This window comes from Pandoraea terrae (genome assembly GCF_902459695.1).
In the GTDB taxonomy this organism is placed as follows: domain Bacteria; phylum Pseudomonadota; class Gammaproteobacteria; order Burkholderiales; family Burkholderiaceae; genus Pandoraea; species Pandoraea terrae.
Window position 1 is genome coordinate 290,421 of record NZ_CABPRZ010000002.1, and the last position, 20,839, is coordinate 311,259.

A 20,839-nucleotide genomic window follows, 5' to 3' on the forward strand; every position below is an offset into this window, starting at 1 on the left:
TTGAGCGGTCACGAGCGGTCTCCTTCGGCACACGCCGATTGCGCTTCGGACAGCAAAGCGTCGAAACGGGCGGGTGTGACGCGCGCATGCAACGTGTCATTGATCGTCAGCGCAGGCGACAACGCGCACTGCCCGAGGCAATAGACGGATTCAAGGCCGATATCGCCACACGGCTCGCCGTCGAACCGGCCGCCGGTGCATCCTTCGATGTGGCGCGCAAGCGCCTCCCCGCCACGGCTCTGGCACGCTTCGGCGCGGCAGAGCTGGATGATGGTGCGCGGCGGCGGCGCCGTGCGGAAGTGATGGTAGAACGTGACAACGCCATGCACTTCGGCGCGTGACAGATTCAGTGCCGCCGCAATCGCCGGCAGATGCGCCGGATCGACAAAGCCGTCGGTGTCCTGCAAGGAATGCAACAGTTCGAGCAGCTCGGCGGGCTTACCAGCGTGGCGGGCCAGTAAGGGGGCGAGCGTCTCATGGGTGGCATGCGCCATGGCCATTGTCTCCGTGGGTGGCGTCGCCTCATATGTTCATTCGTGCATATGATGACATGACAGCCTGAAAGGTTTCATTGCCACAGTAGTGCAATTCGGCCGGACTCGCAAGTCCCCGCATAAACACCAACCCTCAACCCACACGCGGATTTTCACGGAAAAACGGCCCGAAAGCCCATGCCAACGCGATTCTTCTGCGTGATGCGCCGCGCAAACAAATATGCATAATTATTCATATGCAACGACGATTAACACCGATTCATGGCCACCCGATCACTTCAGCGCCGGAAAAGCCTCCGACAAGGGGGTGACGCGCCCCGTCTCGCCGTCGCCGTAACCTGGAATGGCGTGCACCGCCTCCTTGTATTCGCGGCTTTGCAATATATCGAGCAGGCCCCGAATCAACGGATGCCCTGCCGCACTTTCGGGGAACATCAGGCAATAGCGCTCGGTCAGCACGGGCAGGAAGTCCAGTCCGAACTGCGCGGCCGCCGCTTCGATGGCGAGACCGGCATCGGCGCGGCCGCTGGCGATATAAGCCGCAACCGCCGCGTGTGTCAGTTCAATATTCTCGGTGCCATGAATATCGGCAGGATCTTCCCCTGCCTGCGCGAGCAGCAATTCGAAAATGATCCGCGTGCCCGAACCGCGCTCGCGGTTCGCGAAACGCGCCCCCACGCGGGCGAGGTCCGACACCGACCCAATACCCAGCGGGTTGCCGCGCGCGACCAGGAGCCCCAGCCGGCGCGACGCCACGTCGGCAACGCGGTAGGCCTTGCCCTTCAACAGCGGCGCATAGTGTGCGAGCACCGGCTCGGCGAGCGGGCCGACGGGCACGTGGAAACTGGCCATTTCGCATTCGCTCTTGCCCAGCGCCGCCACCGCTTCGAGGCTGCCGCGATAACTGACGTCGAGCGGCAAGCCCGCGCGTGCGGCGAACTCGGCAAGCGCCGCGACCGCCAGCCCGTGACTCGCGAAGATCCGCAGCTGGCGGGTGTCGTGAACGATCAGGTCGTCCAGTTCGTGTTGCAGCTCGGACGCCATTGTCTCGAGCAACGGCCCGAGACGCGCGGCAAGCCGCTTCTGGCCCCACAGCAAACGCTGGGCGAGCGGCGTGAGCACGGCGCCCCGGCCGCGCGCCATCGTCAGCAGCGGCGCCCCCATCACGGCCTCGGCCTCCTTCACATGGCCCCATGCACCACGATACGACAGCCCGAGCACCTGGCTCGCCGCCTGCAGATTACCGTGGATATCGACTTCGGCCAGCAAGGCGAGCAGTTTATCGAGCGGCACGTCCGACTGATCGTGGCGAAAACGCAATTGCGGCGCGATCGAGATTCGCTTCATATGCCCTTATATATGCCATTGATTACATAAACGTCGTCATGCAAGTTCCTGACCGGACTGCCGGGATGCCGGCATTTCAAGGACACAGTCTCGACTCACCTCGACGATCAGCGGCGAACAACGCCCGATGATTATGCATCACCTTACCGATATTGCGCGTCGTTGCGCGCGATTCTCGGCGCGCGGCGCACCGCGCCGGCAGCAGCCCGATGACATATTGGCGACTCGAAAACGTCATAAGCTGGCCCATTTGTTGCTGTACGCCCGTTGTCCCGGGCGATCGCCACCGGAGACCTTATGCCGCACCCCGCCGAGCCCCAGTGTGCCGACCTGATCACCGAACTTGCGCCGCTGTCGACCGGACCAACGGCGCTGGCAACGGCGCACGCGCCGGCGTCCCTGCGCCGTACGCAGCCATTGCGGCTAAACCGCTGGCTTATCGGACTCGTCGCCGCCGCCGGCCTTTGGCAATGGTTCGGCCTGCCGTTCATGCTGGACGCGTTCGGCGGCGCGGCGGCCTGGACGCTCTTGCCGGTACTGCTGCTCACGCCGATGCACTGGGGTCTGATACACGAATCGATTCACGGGCAACTGCGCCCGGCTGCCAAGGCAAACGAAGCCGCAGGGCGAGCGTTGTCGGTGCTGCTGGCGCTTCCCTACGACATCATGCGTTTCGGGCATCTGCTGCATCACCGCTTTACGCGCCAGCCGTTTGACCGGCCCGACGTCCTTCCGGCCGATCATCGCGGCAGCCATGCGGTGGCGTGGCTCAACTATCAGATGCGCCTGCTTGGGGGAATGTGGGTCACCGAGCTTGTTGCCCCCCTGCTCGCGTGGGTGCCCGTGCGCCATCTGCCGCAGCTCGCGGAACGCGCGATGGGCCGCGCGCCGGAAGACGACGCAGTGCGCCGGCGCGTCGTCACGTTCGTCGGCGATCCGGCACGCCGCAAACGCATCCGCCGCGACTTCGCGATCACACTGCTGTGCGTCGCGCTCGCTGTCTGGGCCTATGGACCGTGGTGGCCGGTCTTCGCGTGCTCGCTCGCCGCGCGCGGCATCTGGCTATCGATCGCCGATAACCTGCCGCACTACGGCGTGGCCCTCGACGAACCGGCACGTGCGCGCAACTTCCGCACGTCGTCCGTCGGACGGGCGCTGCTGCTCAATCAGAACCTGCACCGCGTGCATCATCTGTATCCGACGGCGCCATGGCATACGCTGCCGGCCATCGCTGCCGCGCATCCCACGCCGGGGCCGCAGATCCCCTATTTCCAGGCGGCCATCCGCCAATTTGGCGGCCCGGTCATGGCCCATCGTCCGCCAAGCCGATCCTGAGTCGAGGCGTCAGAACACGTCCGGCATGCGCTGCTCAAAGCGCGTGAAAATGGTCTTGGTGAACATGGCTTCGTCGACCGAGCATTCGCTGACGCGCGCCCCCGGCGGCCCGTGCCGCATCCAGTCGCACATGGCCAGCAACTGGCCCGGCTCGCCTTGTGCGAGCACCTCGACCGAGCCGTCACGGCAATTGCGCACCCAGCCGACGACACCAATCTCACGGGCTGCCGCCACACACGCCGCGCGATACCCAACGCCCTGTACCTGTCCGCGTACCACGATTTGCCACGTCGCCATCTCAGCGCTCCCGTCGTGACCGAAGGCGTGGCACGTATCTCGCCACGCATTTGACATCAGTATATGTCGCGACGGTAGCGTCCACCCTCAACCAGATCGTCCAGCGCTTCGCGGCCCAGCGTCGTGCACGCAACGGCGAGCCGCGCTGTCTGCCCGGCAACGCTCACGACTGCAGCGCGCGGCTTGCCGGCGCCTGGCGCTTCTTCTTGCGGCGGTCGAGATAAAGCATCCAGCCCGTGATCGCGAACAACGGCATCGTCAGGCTCGAGAGGCCCATGATGATGATCCCCGGCTGGCCGAAGAAGCTCCCGCGATGCAAGGCGGAGACGTTCATCATGAACTTGCCGCCGTCGGACTTCTGCGCGTACAACTCGCGCGAGACGATCGCCCCGCTTTGCGCATCGACGTTCATGCGGTCAAACGCGCGATCATGCGAGGCGCCGGCGTCCAGATAGGTGATCTGCAGCGGCGCACCGGGACGTTCGGGCATTCGCACGGAGGCCTTCTCGTAGGCGGGCACGGCTTGCGTAAAGACATCCCACGCCGCCGTGAGGTTCGGCGCGGCCAGCGGCGCGCGCTTTTCGCCGTGGCGTTCCTCGCCGGCAGGTTTGGCCGCCGGTTTGGCGCGCGCGGGCTCCGGCACGCCGGCCAGACTGAACATGGCGCTGCGATACCAGTCATACGACCAATACAGCCCGGTGAAGGAAGACATCAGATAGGGTACCAGCACGATCGTGCCGATCACCGCGTGAAGATTCCACAGGAAACTTCGGCCGGTGCGTTTGAAATCGATGTGAAACCAGGCACGCCAGTTTCCGGGGCGGCGCGGCCAGCGCAGATACAGCCCGGTCAACGCCATGCCGATCAGCAACAGCACCGATATGCCGGTGATCTGTTTGCCGATGCCTTCGACCGCCAGCCAACGGTGCACGCGCCTGATGAACAGAAAGACGTCCGCCGCCGCCGATTGCCCGAGCAGCTTGCCCGTGTACGGATCGACGAAGTACTCCTCGCCGCGCGGACTGTCGCCCATGGACAGACGCACGGATACGGCGTCGCCCGGCGCCGGCGACAGCCCCATGAACAGAATCCGGCGTCCCGGCTCGGCCGCTTGCACGCGCGCATAGATCCCGGCGGGCGGTAAAGGCGCAGCGTCCCGCACCGGCACCGTCATCACGCCCGGACTGAAGCGTTTCGTCAACGCGTCTTCGTAGGACAGCAACGCGCCGGTCAGACCGACCACCGCCAACACCAGTCCCGCCGTGATACCGACGAACCAGTGCAATCGTGACCACAGTTTTCTCATGGCAAATTCCCAAGCAACACGGCATCTTAATGCAAATGATTCTCATATTCAATATCAGCACGATAACAAAAACAGCGCAAAACAGCGCGAAACAGTGCGAAACAGTGCGAACCGCCAATTTCGGCCCTCCGCCTGCCTGCGCCGGCCCGCACGCGGCGATATTTACGCCGTTGCCCGCGACGGCATCTATATTTCTATGAGCAGGGGTTGGCCGCGCCGCCGAGGTCTGTCGGTGCTTTCCGACACGCAAATCATCGTGAGCCCGACGGTCAACGCACCGCAACGCCGCTACGATGGAGGAAACACGCATTAGTCTGGCGCCATGCGCGCCCACTCATCGGGTTTGCCGTGCCGCTCCCCGAAGGGGCGCCCCATGTTCCGGCGGGGCGATTGACACGGCAAGATCGCCGCCGGCGACGGAGCCTCATGGAAGTGAATACAAGCGCCACGCAGGGTGCCTCCACCCCTTTTGACATCGATATCCCGGTCGCCACGACGGCGTTCTTTTTCGACCTGGACGGCACGCTCGCCGATCTGGCACCGACGCCTGACGAGGTGCGCCTCCAACCGGATACCGCGTGTGCACTCGCCGCACTGGCCAAACACAGCGGGCGCGCGATGGCCGTGATCTCGGGCCGCGCGATCGTCGACGTGGACCATATCCTGGCGCCGCTTGTCGTCGCCGTCGCCGGACTGCACGGCGCGGAGATCCGCAACGCCGCCGGCGTCGTCACGCACTCGGCCTCGCGCATGGCCGACACGGCACAGGTAGCAGACATGGCCGCCGTGCTGCAGGCGTTAATCGACCAGCACCCGGGCCTGCTGATGGAGAACAAGGGCAGCGCGCTGGCATTGCACTATCGTGGCGCGCCCGAGTTGGCCAATGTGGTGCGTGACACGATGCGCGCGCTGGCCGATCAGCACGCGCACGCGTTCGCGTTGCAGCCCGGCAAGCTGGTGTTCGAGTTGCGTCCGCGCGGTGTGAGCAAGGGCGGCGCGATCGTCACCCTGATGGGCGAGGCGCCCTTCGCAGGACGCACGCCGTTGTTCGTCGGCGACGATCTCACTGACGAAACGGGTTTTGCGCGGGTCAACGAGGCCGGCGGCATCACGATCAAGATCGGCGATGGGCAGACCTGCGCCCGGCACCGGCTGCCCTCGCCCGGCGCGCTGACGACGTGGCTGTTGACGTTGCAATAGCCATGACGAACGCGGTCCCCTGCGGTCGCGCCTGGCCCGCCGGGCGTGGCATGGCCGGACAACACGGGAGAAAAGGCATGAGTCGTTTGGTTATCGTTTCGAACCGGGTCGCCCCCATTACCGAAGGCAAGCCTACCGCAGGCGGCCTGGCGGTCGGCGTGTTCGACGCGCTCAAGGACGCCGGCGGCATGTGGTTCGGCTGGAACGGCGAGATTGCCGCCGATGTGCCGAGCGAGCCGACCATCACGCATCGTCGCAAGGTGACGTTCGCCACCGTGCCGCTCACGCGCCGCGAGTACAACACCTACTACCGGGGGTTCGCCAACGCCACGCTATGGCCGACGTTCCATTACCGGGACGATCTGACCCGCTTCCAGCGCGACGAATACAATGGCTATCGCCACGTCAACGCCCGCTTCGCGTCGATGCTCGCGCCGCTGTTGGCCGCAGACGATCTGGTCTGGGTCCACGACTACCATCTTCTGCCGTTCGCCCAGGCGTGCCGCCAGATCGGCGTGAAACACCGGATCGGCTTCTTTCTGCATATCCCGTTTCCGTCGCCGCAGGTGCTGATGACCGTGCCGCCCCATGAAGCGCTGGTGCGCGCCATGTGCGAATACGATCTCGTCGGCTTCCAGACGGAGACCGACCGCACGGCGTTCACGGACTACATCGTGCGCCATGCAGACGGCACGCTGGCCGGCGACGGGAATGTCACCGCTTACGGCAGGACATTGCGCACCGGCGTCTACCCGATCGGCATCTACCCCGACGAAATCCAGGCGCAGTCGGTCGCCCGCGCCAACATGAAGCACATCCTCGACCTCAAGCAGGGGCTGCAGGAACGCAAGCTCATCATGAGCGTGGACCGTCTCGACTATTCGAAGGGGATGCTGGAGCGCTTCCGGGCGTTCGAGCGCTTGCTTGAGTTGTGGCCGAACCAGCAGGGCACCGTCAGTTTCGTTCAGGTCGCCCCGCCGAGCCGCTCGGACGTCGCCGGATATGGCGAGATTCGTCTACAGCTCGAGGCCGAGGCGGGTCACATCAACGGCCGCTTCTCCGATTTGGCCTGGACGCCCCTGCGCTACATCAACAAGCGGTACGATCACGAAGTGCTGATGTCGCTGTTCCGTTCCTCGCAAGTCGGCTACGTCACGCCGTTACGCGACGGCATGAACCTCGTGGCGAAAGAATACGTCGCCTCGCAGGATCCAGCGGACCCGGGCGTGTTGGTGCTGTCGTGCTTCGCGGGCGCGGCCCATGAACTCACCGGTGCCCTGATCGTCAATCCGTACGACCTGGACGGCATGGCTGAAGCATTGCGCAATGCGCTCAACATGTCGCTTTCCGAACGTCAGTCGCGTTACACGACGATGATGGCGCAATTGCGAGAACACAATCTGTCGGTTTGGCGGGACCGATTCATCCACGACCTGCGCGAGCCGGCCGCGTTGCCGCTGCCGGCGCTCCTGCGCAGCGCGCCGGCCGCCGCCGCGTAAGCCCTGCCCTCGGGAGGTTGCCATGCCGCACGCCCCTCTGCCATTTGTCGACGTCGAGACCGACGGACCGGTCTGCATCATCACCCTGGCCCGCCCCGCGCGCCGCAACGCGGTCGATCGCGAGGTCGCGACGTCGTTGCGCACGGCGTTCGAGCGCTTCGAGCAGGACGACACCCTGGCCGTCGCGGTGCTCTGCGGCAAAGGTTCAACCTTCTGCGCGGGCGCGGACCTGTCCGCGTTCGACGATCCCGCGCGCCGCAACGAACTGACGCCCGACGGCAGCGGCGCGGGACCGATGGGCCCCACGCGCCGGCATCTGACCAAACCGGTCATTGCCGCCATCTCCGGCCATGCGGTTGCCGGGGGACTCGAACTGGCGCTGTGGTGCGATCTGCGCGTGGCTGACGTGTCCGCCATCTTCGGGGTGTTCTGCCGGCGCTTCGGCGTGCCGCTGATCGACGGCGGCACGATACGCCTGCCCCGCCTGATCGGCATGAGCCGCGCGCTCGACCTGATTCTGACCGGCCGTGCCGTCGGTGCGCAGGAAGCGTTCGAGATCGGTCTGGTCAATCGCCTGGTGCCGGAAGGGATGGCGCGTCAAAGCGCCGAAGCGCTTGCCAGACAACTGGCTGCCCTGCCGCAGGGGGCGATGCTCGCCGACCGCCGCGCGGCGTATGCGCAATGGGACCTGCCGATCGACGAGGCACTGCGCCGCGAAGGTGCGGCGGGTCACGGCGTTGTGCTGTCGGAGGGATTGGACGGCGCCCGGGCGTTCGTGCGGGGCGCCGGGCGGCACGGCGCCCCCAAGGACTGACGCGTAGCGGCCGGCGCTTGATCCGTGCGGCGCACGCCCCGATACGAAGGCGCCCGGCGCGGCGGCATCAGTGCGGACGTGTCAGGGCGCAGATGGTCTCGGAGTCCCCCGTCTCGATTTGCAGTGTCACGTGCCCGATGCCGAAGCGTACCCCGATGGCCGCTGCCGTCTCTTGAAGGAAACCGTCCCCCGGATGTCCGTCGCGCATGAGCAGATGCGCCGTCATGGCCGTTTCAGTCGTGCTCATCGCCCAGATGTGGAGATCATGAATCCCGGTGACCCCGGGCTGCCCGGTCAGGAATGCGTGCACGGCCGCAGCATCGATGTTGTTCGGCACGGCCTGCAGCGCCATCGCGACCGAGTCGCGCAGCAATGCCCAGGTCCCCACGAAGATGACCACCGCCACGGCCACGCTGATGGCCGGGTCGAGCCAGCGCCAGCCGAGCCACAGCATGCCTGCGCCGGCGAGCGCAACGGCCACCGACACGCCGGCATCGGCCAGCATGTGCAGATAGGCGCCGCGCACATTCAGGTCATGCCGGCGGCCGCCGAAGAACAGCCAGGCGGTAACGCCGTTGATGACCACCCCGGCCAGCGCGACCCAGATCACGACGGCGCCCGGCGGCAATACCGGCGCGCGGAACCGCTGGGCGGCGCCCCAGAAGATGCCGGCAATCGCCGCGAGCAACAGCAGCGCGTTGCCGAGCGCCGCGAGGATTGTGGCGCTGCGCCATCCGTAGGTATAGCGCGGCGTGGCCCGGCGTTGCGCGAGCGCCGCCGCGCCCCACGCCAGCAGCAAGCCAAGGACGTCCCCGAAATTGTGGCTGGCGTCCGCCAGCAATGCGAGCGAATCGACCCGCCACCCGATGCCGCCTTCAATGACAACGAACGTCAGGTTCAGCCCGACACCCCACGCAAACATCCGCATCGGCGTGCCGCTGCCCGGCGCGGCATGATGATGGTGATGCCCGTCGTGGCCGTGATCGTGGCTCACTTCGCGCCCGCCTGCATCTTCTCCAGTCGCGACCGGAGGCCATCGGCGATTTCCTTCTGATTGGCCCGCGCGGCGAAGTCGATGGCTGTCATGCCCAATTGATTCTTGAGCCGCACATCCGCACCGCCGTCGAGCAGCACCTTGCACGTCGTGATGTGCCCGCCGCGCGCGGCCATCATCAGCGGCGTCGTGCCATTCGGCGATTCGGCATCGATATATGCGGAATGATCGACGAGCAACTGCACCACGTCGTCGTGCCCGTTGGTCGCGGCGTAATGCAGCGGCGCCCAGCCGTGTTTGTTGACTTCGGCGTCGTGGTCGATGAGCAAGCGCACCATCGGCGTGAGCCCTTGCAGCGCCGCGAGCATCATTGCGTTCTCGCCGGACTTGTTGGTCGCTTCCAGATCCGTCCTCGGGTCGTTGATCAGCAGCCTGGCTACGTCGACGGCCTTCTCGCGCATCGCGATCACCAGCAGCGGATCGCCCTTCGCATCGAGCGTATTGGGGTCACGCCCCGCCGTCAGCGCAGACTGCACCGCCTTGACGTCGTTGAATATGACCGCCTTGACCAGCGCATCGCGCGAGGTGGCCGCAGACGCGCATGCGGTCAGAAACAGCACACTCGCCATCAACCACGCGCGGATCGGAAGGTTTCGCATTGAAGACTCCTGTTCATCGTCCAAGCAAATCGGAAAATCGGATGCGGCGGCAACCGCACGGCAACTCAGCGCATGTTCACGCGATGCCGGGAAAAAGCCGGAAGAAGTTCTCGGTCGTGGCCTGCGCGATCGTCTCGACCGATTCGCCGCGCAGTTGCGCAATGAACTCGCCCACGTGGCGCACATAACCGGGCTGGTTCATCTTGCCGCGATACGGCACCGGCGCCAGATACGGGGAATCGGTTTCGATCAGCATGCGCTCGAGCGGCACGCGACGGGCGACGTCCTGCAGTTCGCGTGCACTCTTGAAGGTGACGATCCCCGAGAACGAGATATAGAAGTTCTCGGCCAGCGCAGCCTGCGCTACCGCCCAGCTTTCCGTGAAGCAGTGCATGACACCGCCCACGTCCGCCGCGTTTTCCTCACGCATGAGGCGCAGGGTATCGTCGGCGGAAGCGCGCGTATGGACGATCAACGGCTTGCGCGTCACGCGCGAGGCCTGGATGTGGCGTCGAAAACGTTCGCGTTGCCATTCCATGTCCTCGATCGACCGGCCTTCGAGCCGGTAATAGTCGAGGCCGGTTTCGCCGATGGCCACGACTTTCGGGGCGGCGGCGAGGCGCACGAGATCGTCGACGGACGGTTCCGGCGTGTCTTCGTAGTCGGGATGCACCCCGACGGAGGCGTAGATATTGTCGTGCGCCGCGGCAATCGCGAGCACGTCGGGCAGCGTCGGCAGGTCGACGGACACGCACAGGGCGTGGCTGACCTGGTTGTCGCGCATTTTCGCGAGCAGATCGGGCATCTGCCCGGCCAGCTCCGGAAAATTGATATGGCAGTGAGAATCGATGAACATGGCGCGATGACGGTCGGGAAAGCGCGTGCGGTTACGTACGCGGACGCTCAGGCGGGAACCCCGTCGGGCAGGCGCAGCCCGACGATGATGAGGTCACGCTCGACGCCGTCGAGTTCCGCGACGCCCGGCAGATCGCCCCAGCGCGCGAACCCGAACGCGCTGAACAGCCGCAGGCTGGCTTCATTGTGACCGAAAATGAATCCGAGCAGCGTGCGCACGCCGAACCCCGGCGCGCGCGCGATCAACTGCTGTAGCAGATAGCGCCCCAGGCCCTTGCCGCGCGCGGCTTCGCTGAGATAGATACTGACCTCGGCCGTACGATGATACGCCGGGCGTCCATAGAAATCCGACAGGCTCAACCAACCGAGCATCACGCCATTGTGCTCGACGACCCACAGCGGACGGGTCTTGGGCTGATGCGCATGGAACCATGCGACGCGGCTGTCGACCGGAATCGGGTCGAGATCAGCCGTCACCTGGCGCGAGGCCACGGTGCTGTTGTAGATGGCGACGATGCCGGGCAAATCGTCGAGGGTGGCGTCGCGCAGCGACAGCAAGGCAGGATCGAAAGTCATGGAACGGTCAAGCCGCGGGGGCGGCGGTAAAGAGTTGCTTGTATTGCAGGAACAGCGCTTCGAGCAGCACACGCGTATTGAGCGGATGATTCTGCACCTGGCGCTGCTGCGCGAGTTCGCGCAGGAACCCGAGCAGGCGGACGTCATCCGTGGCGTTGCCGCAGCGGCGCAGGGCGTCCGCGTAGCCGGGATAGAAGCGCACTGCGCCGGTCATGCGATCGGCCAGAACGTCGAAACACCAGCGCTGCAACGTGTCGAGTATGCCGGGCAAGCTGCCCTTGTGCAGTTGCTCGGCGCAGACGAACGCATCCAGCGTCCCGCCGCCGGCCAACTGGCCGATCAGCCAGTCGCGCCAGCCGCGCTCCTCGGGTTCGGCCAGCGCTCGCGCAGCAAGCGGCGCGCCCCCGGCTTCCGCGAGCGAGGCCATTGCCGTGGCCTTGTCGAGTCCGCCATCGGCCATCAACCATTTCGCCGCGGCCCCCGCGTCGGGGCGCGTGAGCACGAGGCGGCGGCATCGGCTCAGAATCGTCGGCAGAAGCCGGTCCGGCTGTGTCGTCACGAGAATGAAGACGACCCCCTCCGGCGGCTCTTCCAGCGTCTTGAGCAGCGCGTTGGCGGCGTGGATGTTGAGCGATTCGGCGGGATACAGCAACACGACGCGCCGGCCCTGCCGATGACTGCCCAGGCTTGCGAAGTCGATCAATTCGCGCACCTGCTCGATCTTGATTTCCTTGCTCGGCGTCTTGCTTTTCTTCTCGCTCTCGCTCTCCGCCTTCGCGTCGCCGGGGACGGGCTCGGCCAGGGCTTCCGGACACACCAGCCGAAAATCGGGGTGATTGCCGCTCTCGAACCATTGGCAAGCGCTGCAGCCGCCACACGGTTGGAGGTCGTCACGGGCGGTCTCGCACAGCAGGCCCTGCGCGAAACGGCGGGCAAGCGCGATCTCGCCGATGCCCGGCACCGCCTGGAGCAACAGCGCGTGCGGCATCTGCGCACGCAAATCGGTCAATTGCGACCAGTCGCGGGATTGCCACGGATACAGCATGCAGAGCTCCTGGTCCAGTGTCATGCGCGCGGGAGTTCGAGCGCGGCCAGCACGCCGGCGAGTTGCGCGGCAATCGCCTCGACAGTCTGCTCGGCGTCGATCACCACGAAACGGCCCGGCATCTCGGCGGCGCGGCGCAGGTACTCGTTGCGCACACGCGTGAAGAAATCAATCGATTCGCGCTCGAACTTGTCCGGCGCGCGCGCCCCGGCCAGTCGCCGCGCGGCGACTTCGGGGGCCAGATCGAACAGCACCGTCAGATCGGGTTGGCGCGTGCCCTGCACCCAGCGTTCGAGCGTCGTCAGCTTGTCGAGCGACAGACCGCGACCGCCGCCCTGATACGCAAACGTCGCGTCCGTAAACCGGTCAGAGACGACCCAATCGCCGCGCTGCAGGGCCGGCTCGATCACGCGCGCCAAATGCTCGCGGCGGCCGGCGAACATCAGCAGCGCTTCCGTCTCGAGGTCCATCGGCGCCTCGAGCACGAGCGCGCGAAGTTTCTCGCCGAGCGGCGTGCCGCCCGGTTCGCGCGTGCCGACAACCTGCCGGCCAAGGGGTGCGAGACGGTCGCGCAATGCCTCGACGAAAGCGTTGACGTGCGTGCTCTTGCCCGCGCCGTCAATGCCCTCGAACGTCACGAATTTGCCCGGCACGACCGCATGCGTGCTCGTGTCATGCGTCATTGCTCACCTCGCTGGTATTTGTCCACGGCGCGATTATGCTCCTGCAGATTGGCCGAAAAATGGCTGGTCCCGTCGCCGCGCGCCACGAAATACAGCGCATCGGACTGCGCCGGATTGAGCGAAGCCGCAAGCGATGCCGCACCCGGCAGCGCGATCGGCGTGGGCGGCAATCCCGGCCGGGTATAAGTGTTGTACGGCGTGTCCGTGGTGAGATCGCGGCGTCGGATGCGGCCGGTATAGAGATCGCCCATGCCGTAAATGACGGTCGGGTCCGTCTGCAGCAACATGCGCTTGCGCAGGCGGTTGACGAACACCGCCGCGACTTGCGAACGTTCATCCGCCTGGCCCGTCTCCTTTTCGACGAGCGATGCCATGATCAGCGCCTCGTACGGCGAATTGTACGGCAGCCCGGCCGCGCGCGACGCCCAGGCTTCGTTGAGCCGGCGCTGCATCAGGCGATAAGCGCGTTTGTACACCTCGACGTCGCTCGATCCCTTGGGAAACAGGTACGTATCCGGGAAAAACATGCCCTCGGCTTCGGCCCGGTCGGCGCCGATCAACTGCATCAGGTCGGCATCGGGCAATCCGGAGGTGTCATGCTTGAGCGCCGGATTGGCGTCGATTTCCGCGCGCATCTTCTTGAAGGTCCAGCCCTCGATCACGCTGACGACATACTGGTTGACGTCGCCGCGCGCGAGCTTTTGCATGAGTTCATAGGGCGAAATGCCCGTGGCGAATTCATAGTTGCCCGACTTGAGCTTGGTGCCGACGTCCATCACGCGCGCCAGCAGATTGAACAAGAGCGGGTGCACGGGCACGCCGCCGGCGCGCAACTGCACCGCCACGCTGCGCACCGAGCTGTACGGCTTGATCGTGACGTCGAGCGCGGGCTGGGCCAGCGTCATCGGGGCATTCGCCCAATGGTACATGGCGCCGCCGGCCGCAAGCGCGACGACGACGAGGAGCAGAATCAGACGTTTGATAACAGACATGCAAGAGATAAGTAGACGAGACGGCGCCTGCACGCCCGGGCCGTCCAACGGCATGCGGCAGGCAAGCGCGCTACCGGGTGGGGTGATCCGCACGTCCGTGCGCCAGAGCCCATATAATACTTGGACTCGCAGAACCCTCACAGATTGACAGGCGCATTCCTTTATGAATTCCCATTGGCGCGAACTTTTGTCTTCCCTGCCCGCCGCGACCCCTGCCACGCCCGCCGAGCAATTTGCCGCGCTGCAGACAGGCAGCTTCGCCTCGGTCCTGGCCGACGCGGGCCTGATCACGGTCAGCGGCGCCGACGCCGCGGATTTCCTGCACAACCAACTGACCAGCGACATCGAGCGCCTGCCGGCCGACATGGCGCGGCTCGCGGGCTACTGCTCCGCGAAGGGCCGCCTGCTGGCCACGTTTCTTGCATGGCGCAACCCCGTGCAGGACGACACGCAAATCTCGCTCGTGTGCGCGGCCGACGTACAGTCAGCCGTCCAGAAGCGGTTGTCCATGTTCGTATTGCGCGCCAGGGCGAAACTGACCGACGGCACGGCCGAGCGTATGCTGATCGCCGTCGGCGGACCGGCAGCCACCCACGTCCTGGCGCAGCATTTCGCGGCATTGCCCACGGTTCCGCTGGCCGTCGTGCACGATGCCGGCGGCAGCCTGGTACGTTTGCCCGATGCGGGCGACGCGCGTACCCTGCCGCGCTATCTCTGGAGCGTGCCGGCAGATGCCGCGGCGGCCGCGTGGCAAGCGCTGCTGGCCGCCCCCGGCCTGGTCGCGGTCCAACCGGAATTGGCTCACTGGCTCGACGTGCGTAGCGGCGTACCGTCGATCGTGGCGGCGACGCAAGAGCAGTTCGTGCCGCAGATGATCAACTGGGAAGTCCTTGGCGGCGTGAACTTCCGCAAGGGCTGCTATCCGGGACAGGAAGTCGTGGCGCGCAGCCAGTATCGGGGCGTCATCAAGCGCCGCCTGTTCCTCGCACATCTCGACGGCGGACAACCGGCACCCGGGCGGGAACTCTTCGAAGCGGCCGATCCCGGTCAGCCCTGCGGCCTGATCGTGAACACCGCGCCGGCGCCGCAAGGCGGCTGGGACTGCCTTGTCGAGCTCAAACTCACGGCCCACGAGGCGGATGCCGTCCATCTCGGCACCGCCGAAGGGCCCCGCCTGCAGTTTGCCGAGCTGCCCTACGTGCTGTTCGATCCGACCGAAACCACGTCCTGAGTGCCGCCGCGCATGGATTGTTACGTCTACTACCGCGTTGCGCCTGAACACACTCCCAACGCGCGCGCAGCGGTGACGCGCCTGTTTGCGGCCGTCGTGCTGGAGACGGGCGTGCGCGGCGAATTGCAGTGGCGCTGCGGCGCCGCCGACGGCGTGCCCGAACAGGCGCCGGCCACCTGGATGGAGCGATACGACGACGTACCGCCCGGCTTCGCGGCGCGTCTGGACGCCTGGGTCGCAGCCGCCGGATTCGACGGTTTGACGGCCGGCCCGCGCCATCTCGAATGTTTCGCCGCCGCACCGGCGGCCACGGATAGCCCATGTGCCTGATCGTATTTGCGTGGCGGCCGGAACACGACACGCCGCTGGTGCTGCTTGCCAATCGCGACGAATTCTTCGAGCGACCCGCGGAGCCGATGCAGTGGTGGGCCGATCGGCCGGATGTCCTCGCCGGACGCGATCTGCGCGGCGGTGGAACCTGGATGGGCATCACGCGCGCAGGACGCTTCGCAGCCCTGACGAACTTTCGCGACGGCCGTGCACCGATGGCGCCGAAGGACACCCCGTCGCGCGGCCTGCTCGTCTCCGCCATGCTCGACGCGACACCGTTCGATGCAGACCTTCGGCGTGTGGAAAACCATGCGCACGAATACGCCGGATTCAACCTGGTGGCCGGGGACTTGCCCGCCGGCGACTTGTTCTGGCTGGGCAATCGGGAAAACGGCGCGCAAGCGGTGCATCGCTTTCATCGCGTGACGCCGGGCGTGCATGGCCTGTCGAATGCGCTGCTCGATACGCCTTGGCCGAAGCTCGTGAGCCGCCGCGACGCACTGGCCGCCGCCCTGCATGACAATGCCGGCGACGACACGCTGCTCGATCTGATGCGGGACGCGACGCCGGCGGCCGACGACCGTTTGCCGGACACCGGCGTGCCGCATGCCTGGGAGCGCACGTTGTCGTCGGCGTTCATCGCTTCGCCCGCGTACGGCACGCGCTGCACGACGTTGTTGCGATTTTCGCGCGACGGTTCGGTCACGGCGATCGAAGCCACTGTCAGCCCCGGCCAGAATCCGCACACGCCAGGCATTCGTCGGCGTTATTCGTTTGCCGTGGAACGCATGGCGTCGCCCGTCAAATAGACGGTCCGGTCATTCGTGTGAACAGGCCCTAGATCAGACGAACCACCTGCTTTCCGAAATTCTCGCCGCGCAGCAGGCCGAGGAATGCCGCCGGCGCACTTTCGATCCCCTGGCTGATCGTTTCGCGATACCGCAACTCGCCCGACGCCAACGCCTGGGCGAGCGCCCCCAGGGCTTCGGGCCACACTTCGAGATGCTCGGTGACGATGAACCCCTGCACGAGCAAGCGCTGCGTCAGGAGCAACCCGGGCGCCTGCAACGGCACCGGCGCGCCTTCGTAGCCGGCGATCATGCCGCACAGGGCAATGCGCCCGTGCGCGTTCATGCGGCGAAGGACCGCGTCCAGGACCGCGCCGCCGACATTCTCGAAGTATCCATCCGCGCCGTTCGGCAGTGCTGCCTTGAGGTCCTCGTCGAGCCGGCCGGCCTTGTAGTCGACGCAAGCGTCGAAGCCGAGCGTGTCGACGACGTACGCACATTTCTCCGGACCGCCGGCGATGCCGACAACGCGGCAGCCGGCGCGCTTGGCCAATTGGCCCGCCACGCTCCCGACCGCACCGGAGGCTGCGCTGACGACAACCGTCTCGCCTGCCTTCGGCGCAATGATCTTGTTCAGGCCATACCAGGCAGTGACGCCCGGCATGCCCGCCGCCCCGAGATACACGGACAGCGGCAGCCGCGCATCGCCAATCCGGCGCAGGTCGGACCCATCGGAAATGCCGTACTCCTGCCAGCCGAACATGGCGGCGACCTTGGTGCCGACGGGCCAGTCCGGATTCAGCGATTCGACGATTTCCCCGACCGTGGCGCCGATCATGACGGTATCGACCGGCTGGGGCGGCGCATACGACTTCGTGTCGTTCATGCGCCCCCGCATATAGGGATCGAGCGACAGATAATGATTGCGCACCAGCACCTGGCCGTCGCCGAGGGCCGGCACCTCCGGTGCTGCCAGTTGAAAATTATCGAGTGTGGCGGCGCCTTTCGGGCGCGACACCAGCAGGATCTGACGGTTTACGGTCATGACAGGTTCTCTCCCGGGAAATGATGAGGGTAGGCGATCAAGCATCAATCGCCCGGCGGCGCGACGCGCGGGCGTTGCTGCCGCACTTCACGGCCGACGGCGAGCCGGCGCAGATACTTGAACGTGCCCATCGCCTTGGCGACCAGCTTGTCTTGCGCGTCGCGCACCTCGCCCTCGCAGTACACCATCGTGGTCGTGCGGTGCAGGACGCGACCGAACGCGCGCATTTCGCCCTGCCCCGGCTGCATGAACGTGGTTTTCATCTCCACGGTCACGACACCGCTGCCTTCCGGCGAGGCAGTGCGGCCCGCGAGGCTCAGCGCCACGTCGAGCAGCGACATTGTGACGCCGCCGTGCATGACCTCCCAGCTGTTCATGTGATGGGCCGCTAGCGGCAGGCGAAGTTCGGACTCGCCGGCCGCGGCACGAATCAATTCGATGCCGAGATGATCAATGAATCCCGATTGGATCGATGGATGGCTCATTCCCTGATTCCCTTCTTTCGTGCTTTCATTCGCGCGCGACACCCGCCGCCGCGAGATCCGTCCACGCACGCGCCAGAGAACCGTTCAGATCGATGGCGCGGCAGGCCTGTTCAATAACGCACACGTCGAACCCCGCCGCCTTGGCATCGAGTGCGCTCCATGCCACGCAAAAGTCGGTAGCCAGCCCCACGCAGTGGACGCGCCGCACATGTTTCTCGCGCAGGTATCCCGCGAGCCCGGTCGGCGTCTTGCGATCCGCTTCGAGAAACGCCGAATAACTGTCGACCTGCGGGTGATAGCCCTTGCGCACGATCGCCTGCGCGTGCGGAATCGACAACGCGGCGTGCAGCGCCGCGCCCTGGGTGTTCTGCACGCAGTGCGTGGGCCAGAGCACCTGTTCGCCGTAGGGCAACATGACCGTTTCGAACGGCTGCCGCCCCGCATGATGCTCGGCGAACGATACGTGTTGCGGCGGGTGCCAATCCTGCGTCAGCACCACGTGCGCAAACTGGCTGGCCAATGCGTTGATCGCCGGCACGACTTCGTCGCCATGCGGCACGGCCAACGCGCCACCCGGCATAAAATCGTTCTGCACGTCGATGACGAGCAGTACTTCATCCATCGCTTTCATCGCCCACTCCCGACACGCTGCGTCTTGTCCTTACCCGGTAAACCGCTTGCCGGCCTCGGCGAGTTCCACCAGCCGCGGCGCGGGTGTCCAGGCTTCGCCGTGACTGCCCGCGGCAAACTCGCGCACGCGCGCCAGCACCTTGTCGAGGCCGGTCATATCCGCGTACAGCATCGGGCCGCCACGCCACAGCGGAAAACCGTAGCCGTTCAGATAGACCATGTCGATGTCCGAGGCACGCGCGGCAATCCCCTCGGCCAAGACCTTCGCGCCTTCGTTCACCAGCGCGTAGACGAGGCGGTCGACAATCTCTTCGTCGGAGAATGCGCGTCGCGCGATGCCGTGCTGCTGCGCGTGGTCTTCGATCATCTGTACGACGGCCGGCGACGGCTGCGGGGCGCGATCGCCGGCGGCATAGTCATACCAGCCCGCCTGGGTCTTCTGGCCGAAGCGGCCGGCTTCGCACAGGACGTCGGCAATGCGCGGGTAATCGAGCCCCGGATGCTCGGCATGACGACGCTTGCGAATCGCCCAGCTCACGTCGTTGCCCGCAAGGTCGCTCATGCGGAACGGTCCCATCGCGAAGCCGAAGCGCTCGATGGCGGTGTCGATCTGTTCGGGGGTCGCACCCTCCTCGACCATCCATTGCGATTGCTTGAAGTACGGCTCCAGCATGCGGTTGCCGATGAAGCCGTCGCCCACGCGCGCCACCACGGCCAGCTTGCCGATGTGCTTGGCCAGCTTCATGACGGTCGCGAGCACATCCTTGCCCGTCGCTTCGCCGCGCACCACCTCGAGCAACTTCATCACGTTGGCGGGACTGAAGAAGTGCAGGCCCACGACATCCTGCGGGCGCTTCGTCACGCCGGCCAACGTGTCGAGATTCAGCGTCGACGTGTTCGACGCCAGAATCGCGCCGGCCTTCGCGGCGGCGTCGAGTTCACGGAATACGGTTTGCTTGACGCCCAGATCCTCGAATACCGCCTCGACAATCAGGTCGGCTGCCGCGACATCGGCATACGACGTCGTCACCGAAATCAGCACCATGCGGCGTTCGGCTTCCTCCGCAGCCAATTTGCCGCGCGACACGGTGCGCGCGTAATTCGCGCGAATGGCTTCCCGGCCGCGATCGAGCGCGGCTTGTGTCGTGTCGACCAGCGTGACCGGCAAACCCGCATTCGCAAATGTCATCGCGATACCGCCGCCCATGGTTCCCGCGCCGATCACGGCGACGCGGTCGATCTTGCGAACCGGCGTGTCGTCGGGGACGTCGGCAATCTTCGCCGCAGCGCGCTCGCCAAGGAACGCGTGGCGCAACGCCCTGGATTCCGGCGATTGCACCAGGCTGACAAAACACTCGCGTTCAAACTTCAACCCGTCGTCGAACGACTTCGTCAGGGCGGCCTCGATCGACGCGACGCACTTCTGCGGCGCCGGGAAATGCGCCGATTCACGCATGACGCGCTCGCGCGCCGCGTCGATCACCTGCTGCGCGTTGCCCTGCGGATCGTCGAGCGCGCGATCACGCAGACGCGGGTACGGCGCGGGCGAATTTGCCGCCTGCGCTGCAAAGGCCAGCGCGCCCGTCAGCAAATCGCCATCGATCATGCGATCAAACAGCGACGTATCGGCCAATTGCTCAGACTTCACCACCTTGCCGCTGACAACCATGTCGAGCGCGCGCACCAGTCCGACTGCGCGCGGCAAGCGCTGCGTGCCCCCGGCGCCGGGCAAAAGCCCGAGCTTGACTTCCGGCAGTGCAATCTGTGCGCCCGGCACCGCCACCCGATAGTGGCAACCGAGTGCCAGTTCGAGGCCGCCGCCCATCGCCACTGCGTGGATCGCCGCCACGACCGGCTTCGTACACGTCTCGAGCGCGGCGATGACGTCGACGAGCAGCGGGCTTTGGGTTGCCTTCGGCGTGTTGAATTCGCGAATGTCGGCACCGCCCGAGAACGCGCGGCCGCCGCCGATCAGCACGATCGCACGAACCTGGGCATCGGCCTGCGCCTGCGTCAGGCCGTCGACAATGCCGGCGCGCGTGGTGTGGCCCAACCCGTTGACGGGCGGGTTCTCGAGGGTGATGATGGCGACGCCGTCACGCACCTGATACGCGGTACTCATGTCTCTCTTTCCTTGTCGTTCAGCAGATGGGGGATGCCGTGGGGTCCGGTTGCCGCGATGCATACGGGCACATGGGGGCACATGGGGGCACGGCCTGACGATCGTTCGATTC

Annotated in this window: 23 protein-coding genes; 8 read left to right on the top strand and 15 right to left on the bottom strand. The window is 65.9% G+C overall.

Annotated features, from left to right (window positions below; all coding sequences use genetic code 11):
• Nucleotides 1-8: 8 nt before the first annotated feature.
• Nucleotides 9-494, bottom strand: coding sequence for an NAD(P)H-dependent oxidoreductase subunit E (locus PTE30175_RS03365; protein ID WP_150695623.1), 486 nt, complete (start codon nucleotides 492-494; stop codon nucleotides 9-11).
• 273 nt (nucleotides 495-767) lie between these two features.
• The gene (locus PTE30175_RS03370) at nucleotides 768-1,841 is read right to left on the bottom strand and encodes a substrate-binding domain-containing protein (protein ID WP_150695624.1); all 1,074 of its coding nucleotides are present in this window, start codon (nucleotides 1,839-1,841) and stop codon (nucleotides 768-770) included.
• A gap of 297 nt (nucleotides 1,842-2,138) precedes the next feature.
• On the opposite strand from PTE30175_RS03370, the gene PTE30175_RS03375 reads away from it, so the two are divergent.
• Entirely contained in the window at nucleotides 2,139-3,176 is a 1,038-nt protein-coding gene (locus PTE30175_RS03375; RefSeq protein ID WP_150695625.1) for a fatty acid desaturase family protein, read from the top strand.
• A 9-nt stretch (nucleotides 3,177-3,185) separates the two neighbouring features.
• On the opposite strand, the gene PTE30175_RS03380 is transcribed toward PTE30175_RS03375, so the two are convergent.
• Nucleotides 3,186-3,473: an acylphosphatase gene (locus tag PTE30175_RS03380; protein ID WP_150695626.1), complete on the bottom strand. Its 288-nt coding sequence runs from the start codon at nucleotides 3,471-3,473 to the stop codon at nucleotides 3,186-3,188.
• A 163-nt stretch (nucleotides 3,474-3,636) separates the two neighbouring features.
• Nucleotides 3,637-4,779, bottom strand: coding sequence for a PepSY-associated TM helix domain-containing protein (locus PTE30175_RS03385; RefSeq protein ID WP_150695627.1), 1,143 nt, complete (start codon nucleotides 4,777-4,779; stop codon nucleotides 3,637-3,639).
• Here PTE30175_RS03385 and PTE30175_RS03390 point away from each other — a divergent pair.
• The 4 genes from PTE30175_RS03390 (at nucleotide 4,778) to PTE30175_RS03405 (ending at nucleotide 8,292) form a co-directional block, all read left to right on the top strand.
• Entirely contained in the window at nucleotides 4,778-5,092 is a 315-nt protein-coding gene (locus tag PTE30175_RS03390) for a hypothetical protein (RefSeq protein ID WP_150695628.1), read from the top strand. The genes PTE30175_RS03385 and PTE30175_RS03390 overlap by 2 nt on opposite strands.
• A gap of 113 nt (nucleotides 5,093-5,205) precedes the next feature.
• On the top strand, nucleotides 5,206-5,979 hold the full coding sequence (otsB, locus tag PTE30175_RS03395) for a trehalose-phosphatase (protein ID WP_150695629.1): 774 nt from the start codon (nucleotides 5,206-5,208) through the stop codon (nucleotides 5,977-5,979).
• 77 nt (nucleotides 5,980-6,056) lie between these two features.
• Complete coding sequence (gene otsA / locus PTE30175_RS03400; protein WP_150695630.1) at nucleotides 6,057-7,478, top strand: alpha,alpha-trehalose-phosphate synthase (UDP-forming); 1,422 nt, start codon at nucleotides 6,057-6,059, stop codon at nucleotides 7,476-7,478.
• A gap of 22 nt (nucleotides 7,479-7,500) precedes the next feature.
• Nucleotides 7,501-8,292, top strand: a complete 792-nt coding sequence (locus PTE30175_RS03405) for a crotonase/enoyl-CoA hydratase family protein (RefSeq protein WP_150695631.1) — start codon at nucleotides 7,501-7,503, stop codon at nucleotides 8,290-8,292.
• A gap of 67 nt (nucleotides 8,293-8,359) precedes the next feature.
• Here the strand turns inward: PTE30175_RS03405 and PTE30175_RS03410 are convergent, their stop codons facing one another.
• From PTE30175_RS03410 to mltG, 7 genes are all read right to left on the bottom strand, one after another.
• Nucleotides 8,360-9,286, bottom strand: coding sequence for a cation diffusion facilitator family transporter (locus tag PTE30175_RS03410; RefSeq protein WP_224788578.1), 927 nt, complete (start codon nucleotides 9,284-9,286; stop codon nucleotides 8,360-8,362).
• A complete protein-coding gene (locus PTE30175_RS03415) occupies nucleotides 9,283-9,945 on the bottom strand; it encodes an ankyrin repeat domain-containing protein (protein ID WP_150695632.1) in 663 nt (220 codons plus the stop codon). Before PTE30175_RS03415 ends, PTE30175_RS03410 begins: the two co-directional genes overlap by 4 nt.
• A gap of 76 nt (nucleotides 9,946-10,021) precedes the next feature.
• Nucleotides 10,022-10,801, bottom strand: a complete 780-nt coding sequence (locus tag PTE30175_RS03420; protein WP_150695633.1) for a TatD family hydrolase — start codon at nucleotides 10,799-10,801, stop codon at nucleotides 10,022-10,024.
• Between the two features lie 47 nt (nucleotides 10,802-10,848).
• Nucleotides 10,849-11,376, bottom strand: a complete 528-nt coding sequence (locus tag PTE30175_RS03425; protein ID WP_150695634.1) for a GNAT family N-acetyltransferase — start codon at nucleotides 11,374-11,376, stop codon at nucleotides 10,849-10,851.
• Between the two features lie 7 nt (nucleotides 11,377-11,383).
• On the bottom strand, nucleotides 11,384-12,421 hold the full coding sequence (gene holB, locus PTE30175_RS03430; protein WP_150695635.1) for a DNA polymerase III subunit delta': 1,038 nt from the start codon (nucleotides 12,419-12,421) through the stop codon (nucleotides 11,384-11,386).
• Nucleotides 12,422-12,441: 20 nt separating this feature from the next.
• Entirely contained in the window at nucleotides 12,442-13,104 is a 663-nt protein-coding gene (gene tmk / locus PTE30175_RS03435; protein ID WP_150695636.1) for a dTMP kinase, read from the bottom strand.
• Nucleotides 13,101-14,096, bottom strand: coding sequence for an endolytic transglycosylase MltG (gene mltG / locus PTE30175_RS03440; protein WP_150695637.1), 996 nt, complete (start codon nucleotides 14,094-14,096; stop codon nucleotides 13,101-13,103). Before mltG ends, tmk begins: the two co-directional genes overlap by 4 nt.
• 163 nt (nucleotides 14,097-14,259) lie before the next feature.
• Here mltG and ygfZ point away from each other — a divergent pair, with 163 nt between their 5' ends.
• The 3 genes from ygfZ to PTE30175_RS03455 are packed head-to-tail and all read left to right on the top strand — an operon-like array spanning nucleotide 14,260 to nucleotide 16,466.
• Entirely contained in the window at nucleotides 14,260-15,327 is a 1,068-nt protein-coding gene (gene ygfZ / locus PTE30175_RS03445; protein WP_150695638.1) for a CAF17-like 4Fe-4S cluster assembly/insertion protein YgfZ, read from the top strand.
• A 12-nt stretch (nucleotides 15,328-15,339) separates the two neighbouring features.
• Nucleotides 15,340-15,657 carry a DUF4936 family protein gene (locus PTE30175_RS03450; protein WP_150695639.1) on the top strand — a complete coding sequence of 106 codons (318 nt, stop codon included), beginning with the start codon at nucleotides 15,340-15,342 and terminating at the stop codon, nucleotides 15,655-15,657.
• Nucleotides 15,648-16,466 carry an NRDE family protein gene (locus PTE30175_RS03455; RefSeq protein ID WP_150695640.1) on the top strand — a complete coding sequence of 273 codons (819 nt, stop codon included), beginning with the start codon at nucleotides 15,648-15,650 and terminating at the stop codon, nucleotides 16,464-16,466. The genes PTE30175_RS03450 and PTE30175_RS03455 overlap by 10 nt, the downstream gene beginning before the upstream one ends.
• Nucleotides 16,467-16,494: 28 nt before the next feature.
• Here PTE30175_RS03455 and PTE30175_RS03460 read toward each other — a convergent pair whose 3' ends face one another.
• The 4 genes from PTE30175_RS03460 to PTE30175_RS03475 are packed head-to-tail and all read right to left on the bottom strand — an operon-like array spanning nucleotide 16,495 to nucleotide 20,727.
• Nucleotides 16,495-17,490 (bottom strand): NADP-dependent oxidoreductase, encoded by a 996-nt coding sequence (locus PTE30175_RS03460; protein WP_150695641.1) that lies wholly within the window; start codon nucleotides 17,488-17,490, stop codon nucleotides 16,495-16,497.
• A 44-nt stretch (nucleotides 17,491-17,534) separates the two neighbouring features.
• Nucleotides 17,535-17,975: a PaaI family thioesterase gene (locus PTE30175_RS03465; protein ID WP_150695642.1), complete on the bottom strand. Its 441-nt coding sequence runs from the start codon at nucleotides 17,973-17,975 to the stop codon at nucleotides 17,535-17,537.
• Between the two features lie 25 nt (nucleotides 17,976-18,000).
• Entirely contained in the window at nucleotides 18,001-18,606 is a 606-nt protein-coding gene (gene pncA / locus PTE30175_RS03470; RefSeq protein WP_150695643.1) for a bifunctional nicotinamidase/pyrazinamidase, read from the bottom strand.
• A gap of 30 nt (nucleotides 18,607-18,636) precedes the next feature.
• Nucleotides 18,637-20,727, bottom strand: coding sequence for a 3-hydroxyacyl-CoA dehydrogenase NAD-binding domain-containing protein (locus PTE30175_RS03475; protein WP_150695644.1), 2,091 nt, complete (start codon nucleotides 20,725-20,727; stop codon nucleotides 18,637-18,639).
• Nucleotides 20,728-20,839: the final 112 nt, after the last annotated feature.

Excerpts from the sequence above, each read along its gene's own strand:
- otsA (WP_150695630.1), top strand. The coding sequence starts at position 6,057 with ATGAGTCGTTTGGTTATCGTTTCGAACCGGGTCGCCCCCATTACCGAA.
- PTE30175_RS03385 (WP_150695627.1), bottom strand. The coding sequence starts at position 4,779 with ATGAGAAAACTGTGGTCACGATTGCACTGGTTCGTCGGTATCACGGCG.
- PTE30175_RS03475 (WP_150695644.1), bottom strand. The coding sequence starts at position 20,727 with ATGAGTACCGCGTATCAGGTGCGTGACGGCGTCGCCATCATCACCCTC.
- PTE30175_RS03380 (WP_150695626.1), bottom strand. The coding sequence starts at position 3,473 with ATGGCGACGTGGCAAATCGTGGTACGCGGACAGGTACAGGGCGTTGGG.
- PTE30175_RS03365 (WP_150695623.1), bottom strand. The coding sequence starts at position 494 with ATGGCGCATGCCACCCATGAGACGCTCGCCCCCTTACTGGCCCGCCAC.
- PTE30175_RS03415 (WP_150695632.1), bottom strand. The coding sequence starts at position 9,945 with ATGCGAAACCTTCCGATCCGCGCGTGGTTGATGGCGAGTGTGCTGTTT.
- PTE30175_RS03390 (WP_150695628.1), top strand. The coding sequence starts at position 4,778 with ATGGCAAATTCCCAAGCAACACGGCATCTTAATGCAAATGATTCTCAT.
- PTE30175_RS03455 (WP_150695640.1), top strand. The coding sequence starts at position 15,648 with ATGTGCCTGATCGTATTTGCGTGGCGGCCGGAACACGACACGCCGCTG.
- PTE30175_RS03420 (WP_150695633.1), bottom strand. The coding sequence starts at position 10,801 with ATGTTCATCGATTCTCACTGCCATATCAATTTTCCGGAGCTGGCCGGG.
- PTE30175_RS03375 (WP_150695625.1), top strand. The coding sequence starts at position 2,139 with ATGCCGCACCCCGCCGAGCCCCAGTGTGCCGACCTGATCACCGAACTT.
- PTE30175_RS03450 (WP_150695639.1), top strand. The coding sequence starts at position 15,340 with ATGGATTGTTACGTCTACTACCGCGTTGCGCCTGAACACACTCCCAAC.
- PTE30175_RS03465 (WP_150695642.1), bottom strand. The coding sequence starts at position 17,975 with ATGAGCCATCCATCGATCCAATCGGGATTCATTGATCATCTCGGCATC.
- tmk (WP_150695636.1), bottom strand. The coding sequence starts at position 13,104 with ATGACGCATGACACGAGCACGCATGCGGTCGTGCCGGGCAAATTCGTG.
- mltG (WP_150695637.1), bottom strand. The coding sequence starts at position 14,096 with ATGTCTGTTATCAAACGTCTGATTCTGCTCCTCGTCGTCGTCGCGCTT.
- holB (WP_150695635.1), bottom strand. The coding sequence starts at position 12,421 with ATGCTGTATCCGTGGCAATCCCGCGACTGGTCGCAATTGACCGATTTG.
- PTE30175_RS03370 (WP_150695624.1), bottom strand. The coding sequence starts at position 1,841 with ATGAAGCGAATCTCGATCGCGCCGCAATTGCGTTTTCGCCACGATCAG.
- otsB (WP_150695629.1), top strand. The coding sequence starts at position 5,206 with ATGGAAGTGAATACAAGCGCCACGCAGGGTGCCTCCACCCCTTTTGAC.
- PTE30175_RS03425 (WP_150695634.1), bottom strand. The coding sequence starts at position 11,376 with ATGACTTTCGATCCTGCCTTGCTGTCGCTGCGCGACGCCACCCTCGAC.
- ygfZ (WP_150695638.1), top strand. The coding sequence starts at position 14,260 with ATGAATTCCCATTGGCGCGAACTTTTGTCTTCCCTGCCCGCCGCGACC.
- PTE30175_RS03405 (WP_150695631.1), top strand. The coding sequence starts at position 7,501 with ATGCCGCACGCCCCTCTGCCATTTGTCGACGTCGAGACCGACGGACCG.
- pncA (WP_150695643.1), bottom strand. The coding sequence starts at position 18,606 with ATGAAAGCGATGGATGAAGTACTGCTCGTCATCGACGTGCAGAACGAT.
- PTE30175_RS03460 (WP_150695641.1), bottom strand. The coding sequence starts at position 17,490 with ATGACCGTAAACCGTCAGATCCTGCTGGTGTCGCGCCCGAAAGGCGCC.